At 41.4% G+C, this 12,683-nt stretch carries 9 protein-coding genes; 6 read left to right on the top strand and 3 right to left on the bottom strand.

Annotated features, from left to right (window positions below; translation table 11 throughout):
* The first annotated feature begins 1 nt into the window (after position 1).
* The gene (locus PMAN_RS00300) at positions 2-1,063 is read left to right on the top strand and encodes a formimidoylglutamase (RefSeq protein ID WP_010557978.1); all 1,062 of its coding nucleotides are present in this window, start codon (positions 2-4) and stop codon (positions 1,061-1,063) included.
* A 125-nt stretch (positions 1,064-1,188) separates the two neighbouring features.
* Here the strand turns inward: PMAN_RS00300 and PMAN_RS00295 are convergent, their stop codons facing one another.
* Positions 1,189-2,850: an EAL domain-containing protein gene (locus tag PMAN_RS00295; protein WP_010557979.1), complete on the bottom strand. Its 1,662-nt coding sequence runs from the start codon at positions 2,848-2,850 to the stop codon at positions 1,189-1,191.
* Between the two features lie 124 nt (positions 2,851-2,974).
* Positions 2,975-4,222 (bottom strand): imidazolonepropionase, encoded by a 1,248-nt coding sequence (gene hutI, locus PMAN_RS00290; RefSeq protein WP_010557980.1) that lies wholly within the window; start codon positions 4,220-4,222, stop codon positions 2,975-2,977.
* Between the two features lie 120 nt (positions 4,223-4,342).
* Between hutI and hutC the strand changes: the two genes are divergently transcribed.
* The 3 genes from hutC (at position 4,343) to hutH (ending at position 8,329) form a co-directional block, all read left to right on the top strand.
* Complete coding sequence (gene hutC / locus PMAN_RS00285) at positions 4,343-5,050, top strand: histidine utilization repressor (RefSeq protein ID WP_010557981.1); 708 nt, start codon at positions 4,343-4,345, stop codon at positions 5,048-5,050.
* A gap of 70 nt (positions 5,051-5,120) precedes the next feature.
* Positions 5,121-6,794: a urocanate hydratase gene (hutU, locus tag PMAN_RS00280; protein ID WP_006793078.1), complete on the top strand. Its 1,674-nt coding sequence runs from the start codon at positions 5,121-5,123 to the stop codon at positions 6,792-6,794.
* A 2-nt stretch (positions 6,795-6,796) separates the two neighbouring features.
* A complete protein-coding gene (gene hutH, locus PMAN_RS00275; RefSeq protein ID WP_010557982.1) occupies positions 6,797-8,329 on the top strand; it encodes a histidine ammonia-lyase in 1,533 nt (510 codons plus the stop codon).
* 8 nt (positions 8,330-8,337) lie between these two features.
* On the opposite strand, the gene PMAN_RS00270 is transcribed toward hutH, so the two are convergent.
* The gene (locus tag PMAN_RS00270) at positions 8,338-9,108 is read right to left on the bottom strand and encodes a Rossmann-fold NAD(P)-binding domain-containing protein (RefSeq protein WP_010557983.1); all 771 of its coding nucleotides are present in this window, start codon (positions 9,106-9,108) and stop codon (positions 8,338-8,340) included.
* A 406-nt stretch (positions 9,109-9,514) separates the two neighbouring features.
* On the opposite strand from PMAN_RS00270, the gene secA reads away from it, so the two are divergent.
* Positions 9,515-12,223, top strand: coding sequence for a preprotein translocase subunit SecA (secA, locus tag PMAN_RS00265; RefSeq protein ID WP_006793075.1), 2,709 nt, complete (start codon positions 9,515-9,517; stop codon positions 12,221-12,223).
* Positions 12,224-12,283: 60 nt separating this feature from the next.
* Complete coding sequence (gene mutT, locus PMAN_RS00260) at positions 12,284-12,682, top strand: 8-oxo-dGTP diphosphatase MutT (RefSeq protein WP_010557984.1); 399 nt, start codon at positions 12,284-12,286, stop codon at positions 12,680-12,682.
* Position 12,683 lies beyond the last annotated feature (1 nt).

Genomic DNA, 12,683 nt, shown 5'->3' with positions numbered 1-12,683 from the left:
CGTGACCACTCAGTTAAAAGTATATGATGAAAGCGCGGTTAAAGCCTTATGCTCTACCCGCGCAAACGAAAAAAAAGCATGGCAAGCCATGTCTTTACTCGACACTCACGTAGATGTTCAACAAGCCCTTGTTGATGCCGCTGAGTTTGGTATGCGCTATGTGCTTTTAGGCATATGTGAAGACATTGGCCCTAAAGCCAATTTAGGCAATAGCGGGGCAAGTGAAGCTTGGCCTGCTTTTTTATCTAAATTTTTAAACCAACCCCATAATCAATTTATTGCCACTCAAAAAGTGTTGTTACTTGGCGAAGTCCACGTTGATGACCTAATGGCGCAAAGTAACCAATTAAACAACAAAAGCCCTGAACAACTTCAGCAATTACGTTTGCTATGCCAACAGTTAGATGAGCGCGTAGAAAGTGTATTAAATCTAATATTTAAAGCGGGTCTTGAACCAATTGTGATTGGTGGCGGGCATAATAACTGCTTAGGGATTATTCGTGCATTTAGTGGTTCACAGCATACACCAGTTAATGCAATAAACTTTGACCCTCATGCTGACTTTAGAGAATGCGAAGGACGCCACAGTGGTAATGGGTTTCGATATGCTTATAACGAGAAGCTACTCAATAATTACCATGTTATTGGCCTACACGAGCAGAAAAATAACCAAGCAATTATTGATGCCATGACGCAGGCAAACTTCACGTTTGATAGCTACCAGTCACTCAAAGTAAAACGCGACATAACGCTTACTCAGTCTATTGATAAGGCTATTAACGGTTTTGATTCATTACCCCTTGGTATTGAAGTAGATCTAGACAGTATTACATTTATGCCTGTAAGTGCCTATACATGCTGTGGGTTTAGTGTCAGCGACACTGAACATTTTATATATAAAGCAGCAAGTAACCGAAACGCTAAATACTTACACTTATGTGAGGCATCACCAAGCCAACACCCAAACGGACCTGAAATAGGTGCCACACATGTAGGACAAGTGATCAGTGCATTGGTAAATAGCTACTTACTGGCAAAAGAAAGCGAGTGCTCATTCAAATAAATTTGATCGTGATGTGGGGCTATAAATTAATAGATAATGTAACCTTAGCTGCATTACTCTCCTTTATTACAACCTTGAAACGTCAGTGAAGTAGCGCAAAAAGAAGCCCTTTGCGCTCACTCTAATTAACCTTGTGCTTGTTGCCACTCTTTTAACCAGCTCATTAAGCCTATGCTACTAAGCGGATGCCCAAAGTAATAACCTTGGGCAGCATAGGCATTTAAACTTTTAACAAATTTAAGTTGCTCAAGGGTTTCCACCCCTTCAAAAATGACTTTTGTTTTTTGCTGATTATGCATTTCAACCATACCGCCAACTAAACTGCGGATATTATTTTGGTTGCTAAAATCAGCCGTTAATGACGGCGCTACTTTTATATATTCCACTGCTAAGCTAGGTAACTTAGAAAGCAGTACAGGGTTATCACCTAAGCCATCAACACAAAGCTTTAAGCCAATATTGTTCAGCCTTGCGATCATCGCTCTGCCTTTATCATCGAGCCCCGTAAATATATGTAATGGGCACTCAACAATTAAATCCCCCATTTGTAAGTTGTGCTCTGTTATTACATTATCAACAAACTCAACAAACTCTTCATTAAGCATTTCTGGGCCAAATACGTTAATGCTTAGCGGTATTGCTATGCCTTCTATTCTAAGTGCCATAGCAAGTTCTGCAGCCCGTTCTATAACAAACTTAGCAAGTGGGTAACCAAGCCCTGCAATTCTAATATCATCAATAAAACGATTAGCAGATAAAATCCCTTGTTTAGGATGCTGCCAACGCAATAACAATTCTAAAAATTCAATTTGACCATTTTTATTACAAATAACCGGTTGAAAATACAACTCAAGCTCGCTTGCGAAGTCAATGTTAGCAAGCTCTTTTAAGCGCGCTTGCTGTTCTAATTGCTCAATCATCATTTGCTGGTGATAAGGCACCACTTTTTGAGTAGGCTGGCTATCAAGGGCTAAGTAGGCATAAGAAATTAAATCGTCAAAGTTAGTATCTTGCTCATTACAGGCAACGTAGCTTGCTCGCGCTTTCACTTCAACCGTACAATTGGCGACATTAAAAGGCTTAAGTGTTGCACCGAGTATGGTGTCAATAATCTGTTCGTGTAAATGCTTATGATTAGCTAAGCTGCAAATAAACGCAAAATTTAATCCACCTAAATGAGCAAGTTTTTCATTACCAACTAAAGTAATCACTTCTTCGCTTTCTAATTGTTCTTGTATTCTATTTGCTGATTGCGCTAATAAAATATCGCCAAAGCCACGTCCTATATGCTGATTAACTTGCTCAAAGCCTTCAAGTCGAATAATAATAAGCACGGCTTCAACTTGAGTATCATCACACCACACGTAGTAACCTTGGCGTAACTCTTTTTTGCTAGCAAATACTGAAAGGGGTGACTCTTCTACAAAGGCGTCGTCGACCTGCTTTGGGGCCATGCTAACCTTGGGCTCGTCACTTTCATCATTTAGCAAACCAACTACAGCACACAGTAATATAGCTAGTACAACCCAAAATAACGGCACATCCAATAACAAATGTGCTGAAAACAACACCACAAATAACAGTCCAGCGGCAGAGCTGGTAATAATCATACTCCAGTTATTACGTTCGAATGATTGCCATAAATGAAAACAAAAACCAAAGGCCAATAAAATAGATAACCATGCTTCACCGGTACTTAAAATAGCTAAACCTACAACACCTGTGCATAAATAACTAAATTTAATGTTGGTATTTTTAACCGAAAATAAAGTGGTGATCATCGCCATTAAAAGCGCTCCACTAAAAAAAATCGGAAAATTACTGTCGGTTAATATATTCAAGTTAACGGCACTCGTATTCGTAAAAAAACTTTAACAACAACATGTTAAATATGAACAAAAATAATACAAACTAATTAAGTTTACCCAAAATCCATAAATTTGACAGTTTATTTACGCCGAATTGGTAACTTAATTGCGATGGGTGGCTTATTTGCCAATGTGCAATGTCGGCTCTGGCTCCCACTTTTAACACTCCTCTATCATTTAAACCCAGTGCCTTAGCTGCGTTACTGGTAACACCTGCCAGTGCTTGCTCTGGTGTTAATCTAAAGAGTGTACATGCCATATTCATCATTAATTGCACCGAACACAGCGGTGAAGTACCTGGATTAAAGTCGCTCGCAATCGCAATTGGCACCTTATATTGATTAAGTAGCTCTATGGGGGGCTGTTTAGTTTCTCTTAAAAAATAAAATGCCCCCGGTAACAGCACAGCTACAGTGCCAGCCTTTGCCATGGCTTCTACACCTTGCTCATCAAGGTACTCTATATGATCTGCCGATAATCCATTAAATTCGGCCACCAGCGCAGCACCATGCTGATTAGATAACTGCTCTGCATGGCATTTTACTGGCAAATTATGTTTAGCCGCCGCCGCAAATACGCGCTTAGTTTGCTCATAACTAAACCCTACATTTTCGCAAAACACATCAACGGCGTCGGCAAGGCCACCTGCAACGACTTGCTCAAGCATCTCGTTGCACACCAAATCAATATATTCATCTGCACGGCCTTTATATTCCTTGGGTAATGCATGAGCGCCTAAAAATGTTGTTTTTATATCAATAGGGTGATGCTCACCCAATAGTCTTGCCACTTCTAATAATTTAATTTCGTTTTCGGTATCAAGCCCATAACCCGACTTAATTTCAACTGTTGTTACGCCTTCTTTTAACAGTGTATTGAGCCTGTCTTTGGCATCAACAAATAGTTGCTCTCTATCTGCAGCTCTGGTTGCTTTTACTGTACTTGCAATGCCTCCGCCTTGCGCTGCAATTTGTTCATAGCTTACGCCTTGTAATCGCTGCTCAAATTCTTGCGCACGAGAACCAGCAAATACCAAATGTGTATGGCAATCTATTAAACCAGGTGTTAGCCATTGCCCTTTTATGCTCAAAGTTGGCGTTGCGAAAACGTCAAATGACGGCAGCGATGCTTGCTCACCTAACCATACAATTATTCCGTTTTTAATGGCTAACGCTGCATTTTTGATGATCCCATAAGGTGTATCTCTAGTGGGATCCATTGTGGCAATATTTGCATCGATTAAAAGTAAATCGATATTTTCTAAGTTATTATTTTGCTGAGTGTTTTGCATATTGCAGTCCATACATACCCTGACATGATTGAAATATAGTCTAACAACACACCTTGTATATACAAGAGGATTGTGTCATCTTATTTAATATAAATTACTCCTAATGCAGCTACCCAGTTAATGACAACACCTAAATTTGCGCAAATAAAACAATTTATTGTTGATAAAATTCGCAGCGGTTTGTGGCAAGAAAACCAACGCGTTCCCTCTGAAAACGAGCTAAGCACACAATTTAGCGTTAGCAGAATGACTGCTCGCCGCGCACTTAGCGAATTAACAGAATCTGGAATACTTACGCGTAGCCAAGGCCTTGGAACATTTGTTGCTTCGTTTAAGTCGCAGTCTTCATTACTTGAAATTAAAAATATTGCCGATGAAGTTAAAGAACGTAACGGCAACTACACCTGTAGCGTGCTTATACTTGAATCAATAAACGCGGTGGCCCCTATTGCTATCGCACTAGGAGTAGAAGTAGATAGCGTCGTGTACCGAAGCGTACTGGTTCATAACGAAAACGATAGCCCAATACAGCTTGAAGAACGCTTTGTAAACCCTGCGCTTGCTGGCGGCTATTTACAACAAGATTTTAGTGCAACGACTCCTCATGAGTATCTTTCAAGTGTTGCACCTCTCACCCAAGCTAGACACACAGTAGAAGCCATTATGCCCAACAACGAAATGTGCCAATGGTTAAACCTATATAACGAAGAGCCTTGCCTGCAAGTTATTCGCAGAACATGGTCAGTTAACGGTATTGTAAGTTTTGCACGACTTGTATCGCCTGGTAGCAAATACCGCTTGGGCGGACACTTAACGTTTAAAAAATAAGATAAACAAAATTGCGCATCATGCGCTTTTTTTGTGACAAATCACCTTGTATATACAACAGGAGCAACACATGACTAACCGACTCGACACAAGTCGCGTAATACGTGCACCGCATGGCGATATGATAAGCGCAAAAAGCTGGCAAACTGAAGCGGCAAAACGCATGCTCATGAACAATTTAGACCCTGAGGTTGCAGAGCATCCTCACGCATTAGTTGTTTATGGTGGTATTGGTAGAGCGGCACGTGATTGGCCAAGTTTTGATAAAATAATAGCAACCTTAGACCGATTAAATGATGACGAAACATTGCTTGTTCAGTCAGGTAAACCTGTTGGCGTATTTAAAACACACAGCAATGCTCCTCGCGTTTTAATTGCAAATTCAAACTTGGTACCCCACTGGGCTAACTGGGAGCACTTCAACGAGCTAGATAAAAAAGGTTTAATGATGTACGGCCAAATGACGGCTGGATCTTGGATTTATATTGGCTCTCAGGGCATTGTACAAGGCACATACGAAACATTTGTAGCTATGGCTAAACAACACTTTAATGGTCAAGCTAAAGGTAAATGGGTGTTAACAGGTGGCCTTGGTGGCATGGGCGGCGCGCAGCCACTGGCGGCAACTATGGCGGGCTTTTGCGCCTTAGTTGTTGAGTGTGACGAAAGCCGCATCGATTTTCGCATTAAAACTGGCTACGTTGATGTAAAAGCCACAAATCTTGAACATGCACTGCAGTTAATTACTGACGCATGCGTTAACGACAAAGCAATTTCGGTTGGCTTGCTGGGCAACGCTGCAGATATATTTAGCACACTTGTAAGCAGTGGCATTACACCCGATATAGTGACTGACCAAACATCAGCACACGACCCACTTAATGGTTACTTACCACAAGGTTGGACTATGGAGCACGCCGCAAAAATGCGTGAACAAAATCCAAAAGCGGTTGTAAAAGCAGCAAAACAATCAATGGCTGTACAAGTTAATGCCATGTTAGCCCTACAAAAAGCAGGCGCAGCAACCACTGACTACGGTAATAATATCCGCCAAATGGCATTTGAAGAAGGTGTTACAAACGCATTTGATTTCCCTGGCTTTGTTCCAGCTTATATCCGCCCATTATTTTGCCAAGGTATTGGCCCGTTTCGATGGGTCGCTTTATCGGGTGATCCAGAAGATATTTATAAAACAGATGCTAAAGTAAAAGAACTAATCCCTGATGATGCGCATTTGCACAATTGGCTTGATATGGCGCGCGAACGCATTCAATTCCAAGGCCTACCGGCTCGTATATGCTGGGTGGGTTTAAAAGACAGAGCACGCCTAGCACTGGCATTTAATGAAATGGTAAAAAATGGTGAGCTTAAAGCACCTATTGTTATTGGCCGTGATCATCTTGATTCTGGCTCAGTAGCAAGCCCTAATCGTGAAACAGAAAGCATGAAAGATGGTTCAGATGCCGTCTCTGATTGGCCATTGCTTAATGCGTTGCTTAACACTGCAAGCGGTGCTACGTGGGTATCACTTCACCATGGCGGTGGTGTAGGAATGGGCTTTAGCCAACACTCAGGTGTTGTTATTGTTGCCGATGGTACAGACGAAGCGAAAGCACGTGTTGGTCGCGTGCTTTGGAATGACCCCGCTACCGGTGTAATGCGCCATGCAGATGCCGGTTACGACATCGCAAAAAACTGTGCCAAAGAGCAAAACTTAGACTTACCAATGCTGAACGAGGAATAATCATGGTCGAACTAACTCTCACACCTGGCTCACTTGATTTAAATAGTCTAAGAAAGATTAATGCATCAAGTGTACAAATAAACCTTGAAAAAAATGCCGAATCTCAAATCGCTGCCAGCGCACAAACCGTTCAAAATGTCATTAATGAGCAACGCACAGTGTATGGAATTAACACCGGGTTTGGCCTGCTTGCTAATACCAAAATTGCTGATGACGAGCTTGAGCTACTTCAGCGTTCAATTGTGCTTTCTCATGCCGCTGGCATTGGCGAGTACATGGACGACAGCACAGTAAGATTGATGATTACACTAAAAATCAACTCGCTTTCTCGTGGCTTTTCAGGCATTCGCTTACAAGTCATCGAGTTTTTTATACAACTGCTTAATAGTGAAGTTTACCCATGCGTTCCTAAAAAAGGCTCTGTTGGCGCTTCAGGTGACTTAGCTCCACTTGCACATATGTGCTTACCCTTACTAAGCGAAGGCCAAATGCGCCATCAGGGTAAAATAATCAGTGCGGCTGAAGGTTTAAAAATAGCAGGGCTTGAACCGCTTACGCTTGCAGCAAAAGAGGGTTTAGCGCTGCTTAACGGTACACAAGCGTCTACCGCTTTTGCATTACAGGGGTTATTTAGAGCAGAAGATTTATATGCACAAAGCTGTGTAATAGGCTCTATAAGTATTGAGGCAGCAATGGGTAGCCGCGCTCCCTTTGACTCACGTATTCACGAAATTCGTGGGCAACGTGGTCAAATAGATACCGCACAAGTGTTTAGAGATTTGCTTGATACTCAATCACAAATTAGCGACTCCCATGTAAACTGTGAAAAAGTACAAGACCCTTATTGTTTACGTTGCCAACCTCAAGTATTGGGTGCGTGTTTAACACAAATACGCCAAGCAGCTGACGTATTGCTGTGCGAATCAAATGGTGTAACCGACAATCCACTCGTATTTGCCGATGTGGGCGATATTATTTCTGGCGGAAACTTTCACGCTGAACCTGTCGCTATGGCCGCCGACAACCTCGCAGTTGCAATTGCTGAAATTGGTGCCTTAGCAGAGCGCAGAATTGCCCTACTTATTGATTCTAACTTATCAAAATTACCGCCCTTTTTAGTTGAAAACGGTGGCGTAAACTCTGGCTTTATGATTGCTCAAGTGACAGCAGCAGCATTAGCATCTGAAAATAAATCGCTTGCGCATCCCGCGTCTGTAGATAGCTTACCGACATCTGCCAACCAAGAAGATCACGTTTCAATGGCTACGTTTGCCGCGAGGCGTTTACAAGACATGGCAAATAATACACAAGGTGTTTTGGCTATAGAGTGGCTTGCATCAGTACAGGGCTTAGAATTTAGAAAACCGCTAAGCCCGTGTGAAAAAGTATTAAAGGCAAAAAATTTACTACGCGAATATGTGACCTACTACGATAAAGATCGCTATTTTGCACCCGATATAGAACAAACTAACGCCCTATTGAGCGAAGGTAAATTGTGCGACTTTATTGACCACAACCCACTCCCTTCTTATTAAAATAAGTGTTAAATACCGTACTGGTAAGTAAAGTCTAACGCCTCTATCGCTGAGCCAATAACCTTGCGCTCAGCTTTTTCATCGCTCGTAAATTTTGGCATTTCGCCACCATGCTGCTTACACTTTAATGCATAGTAATCGGATTTTGTTGGGTGCTCAGGGTTAACGATATTGTAAATATTTTGCCCTACTTGCCAATGCGCTATTACCGCAAAAATAGCATTTATTACATCTTGCTGATGCACCATATTCACCACTTGCTGACTTGAGGTATTAAGCTCTTTACCCGCAACAAACTTACCCGGTTCTCTGTTTGGGCCAAGTAATCCTGCTAAACGCAGTACCTTACCGTTTTGCTCAAGGACTTGCTCTTCGGCCTGATATAATTTTGTTTGCCTTGGATTGGTGCAAGCAATATCGCTACTTTCACTGTATACACCGGGTTCTTGGTCGTAAACCCCTGTGGATGAACATAATAAAAACCCTTTTGCATTTAACTTTTTAGACAACGCCAAGGCTGCAGTAAGTGTTTCTGGGTAATTACTCTCGCTATGACGACTTCGTGGTGGAATAGCACAGACCCAAAACGCATTGTCTAAATCAACCTGATGTATTAGCTGATTACCTTCTAATTTAAACTGGCGTTCAAAATCAAATTCTCGTGTATTTGACCGACGAGTACCCTGCACCTTCCAACCTGCCTGTTGTGCATTAACACATAGCGCATGACCTAACCAGCCAGCACCCAATACAACTAATCTATTCACCTTATTTTGCATGTTGACACACACCTTCGCGTTAAGCGCACCATTGTTTAATGCTGTTATCTGAGCATAATTTTCTAAAGTTCACAAATGTAACGCCCCCCTTGTTTTTAATTTTTTAAGCACCATATATTCACAGTTCATTACTATTTTTATAGTAATGAGTTAATACCACGGCTTTTTTAGAATGCAGATCAAATTTTTCTATTTTATATACAGATCTTTTGGCTGAGATAGTTTGTTGTTTGGCAGAGTCTGGTATAGTAGCGCACGTAATAAACAGTGCTTTTTGAATGGTTTAATACAAAATTGCTAATTAATATGTACTAAGTGTTACTTAAAAGCACATATTAATTACCAATTGTTAAAAATGGGTTAGCCGATACGCGGCTAACAACGAATTGATTGTAACGGTTTTATCATGATATCTAATTTATTTACCAAGATTTTTGGTAGTCGCAACGACCGCACTATTAAAAACTTTAGAAAGACGGTCGCGCTAATCAATGCGCTAGAAACGCAGTTAGAAGCCCTTTCTGATGAAGATTTACGCGCTAAAACAGCAGAATTCAGAGAACGTTACGATAACGGACAAAGCCTTGACGATATTCTACCTGAAGCATTTGCAGTAGTTCGTGAAGCATCTAAGCGCGTTAATGGCATGCGCCACTTTGACGTACAGTTACTAGGCGGCATGGTTTTACACGAAGGCCGTATTGCAGAAATGCGTACCGGTGAAGGTAAAACACTTACTGCAACCTTACCTGCTTACTTAAATGGCTTAACAGGTAAAGGGGTTCACGTTATTACCGTGAATGACTATCTTGCAAAACGCGATGCTGAAACTAACCGTCCGTTATTTGAATTTTTAGGCCTAACGGTTGGCTGCAATGTTCCTGGCATGATGCCACAACAAAAAAAGCAAGCGTATGCTGCTGACATTACCTACGGTACAAACAACGAGTTTGGTTTTGATTACCTTCGTGACAACATGGCATTTAGTATTGATGAGCGCGTTCAGCGTCCATTATTTTACGCTGTAGTCGATGAAGTTGATTCAATCCTAATTGATGAAGCGCGTACACCGCTTATCATCTCAGGCCCAGCCGAGGACAGCTCACAGCTATACACTGAAATAAATACCATCGTTCCTTTACTTGAACTACAAGAAAAAGAAGACGAGGAAGGTGTTGAAGGCGACGGCGATTACACTATCGATGAAAAGTCTAAGCAAGTTCATTTAACTGAGCGTGGCCAAGTTAAAGTAGAAGAATTACTTAGCGAGCGTGGCTTAATTGAAGAAGGCGATTCGCTATACTCTGCCGCAAGTATTACCTTGTTAAGCCATGTATATGCTGCACTTCGCGCGCACAAATTATATCAAAAAGATGTTGATTACGTTGTTAAAGAAAACGAAGTTATCATCATTGACGAGCATACTGGTCGCTCAATGGAAGGTCGTCGTTGGTCTGAAGGTTTACACCAAGCTGTAGAAGCTAAAGAAGGTGTTAAAATTCAAAACGAAAACCAAACTTTGGCATCTATTACGTTCCAAAACTACTTCCGTTTGTACGAAACATTAGCGGGTATGACAGGTACTGCCGACACAGAAGCATTTGAGTTTCAGTCAATTTATGGCCTAGATACCGTTGTTATGCCAACGAATAAGCCAATGATCCGTGATGATCGCGCTGATTTAGTTTACCTAACGCAAGAAGAAAAATACGAAGCTATTTTAGTTGATATTAAAGACTGTCAAGAACGCGGACAGCCTGTACTAGTAGGTACAATCTCGATTGAAAGCTCTGAGTACTTATCACAGTTTTTACGCAAAGAAAAAATTAAGCACAATGTACTTAATGCTAAATTCCACGCGCAAGAAGCTGATATCGTCTCAGATGCAGGTTTACCTGGTACTGTTACCATTGCAACTAACATGGCCGGTCGTGGTACCGATATTGTGCTAGGTGGTAACTGGAATAGCGAAGTTGAAAAACTAGAAAATCCAACTGATGAACAAATTGCAGAAATTAAAGCTGCATGGAAACTTCGCCACGATGCAGTCATTGATGCTGGCGGTTTGCACATTATTGGTACTGAGCGCCATGAATCGCGCCGTATAGATAACCAATTACGTGGTCGTTCTGGCCGTCAAGGTGATGCTGGTTCTAGCCGTTTTTACCTTTCGATGGACGATGCGCTTATGCGTATATTTGCCGGCGAGCGCATGACTAACATGATGCGTAAACTAGGTATGCAACGCGGTGAAGCAATTGAACACCCATGGGTTAACCGCGCAATTGAAAATGCACAGCGTAAAGTAGAAGCACGTAACTTTGATGTTCGTAAACAGCTACTTGAATACGATGACGTAGCAAACGATCAACGTCGTGTTGTTTACTCTCAGCGTAATGAATTACTTGAAGAAGGTGATATTTCAGAAACTATCACAGCAATTCGTGGTGACGTACTAAGCAATACAATAGATCAATACATTGCTCCACAAAGCCTTGCTGAAATGTGGGATGTACCAGGTCTTGAAGAGCGCTTAAAACAAGACTTCTTAATTGAGCTACCAATTACTCAATGGTTAGCAGACGACAATAAACTATACGAAGAAAAACTTCGTGAGCGTATTGAAGAAGCTGTTGATCAAGCTTACAAGCAAAAAGAGCAACAAGTTGGTGATTCAGTTCTACGTCAATTCGAAAAAGCAATTATGCTTCAAAGTCTTGACCAACATTGGAAAGATCATCTTGCGGCGATGGATCATTTACGCCAAGGTATTCACTTACGTGGCTACGCGCAAAAGAATCCAAAGCAAGAGTACAAACGCGAGTCGTTTGAACTGTTCTCTGAAATGCTTGAAAACTTAAAAGTTGATGTAGTTAGCATTTTAAGTAAAGTACAAGTACGTGCAGAAGAAGATGTTGAAAAAGTAGAAGAGCAACACCGTAAGAGTGAAAATGCCCCTCGCGAGTACCAACATGAAGAAGCTGAGCACGTAGGCGGCGAAGCACCTCCAAGTGCTACGGTAATGGCCAGAACAGAGCCAAAAGTTGGTCGTAACGATCCGTGTCCTTGTGGTTCAGGTCAAAAATTCAAGCAATGTTGTGGTAAATTAAAATAACCACGCATTGTAAGTAATTAAAAAGCGGCGCTTGCGTCGCTTTTTTTATGGGATAAAAATATGACAATAAAAATAGTAAATGTAGCCGTTGGTGTAATTAAAAAAAATAATGCAATATTTATCTGCAAACGTGCCGATGACCAACATCAAGGTGGCTTATGGGAGTTTCCTGGTGGTAAAGTTGAAGCGAATGAAAGTGTATTTGCAGCGCTTAAACGTGAGTTGACTGAAGAAGTAGGTATTACTATTCACAGCTCTAGCCAGCTCATGGTGATCGAACATGATTATGGCGACAAATGCGTAAAACTCGATATTCACGTTGTCAGTAACTTTAGCGGTGAAGCGCATGGCGCTGAAGGGCAACCTAGTGAATGGGTAAATATTAGTGAGTTAACTCACTATGACTTCCCTGCCGCTAATGCTGAAATAATTGAAAAACTGCAATCTCGATACGCTTGAT

Origin of the sequence: Pseudoalteromonas marina, assembly GCF_000238335.3 — a bacterium.
Lineage (GTDB): Bacteria > Pseudomonadota > Gammaproteobacteria > Enterobacterales > Alteromonadaceae > Pseudoalteromonas > Pseudoalteromonas marina.
Note: the sequence above shows the minus strand (reverse complement) of the source record. Positions and strands in the feature narration are given on the sequence as shown.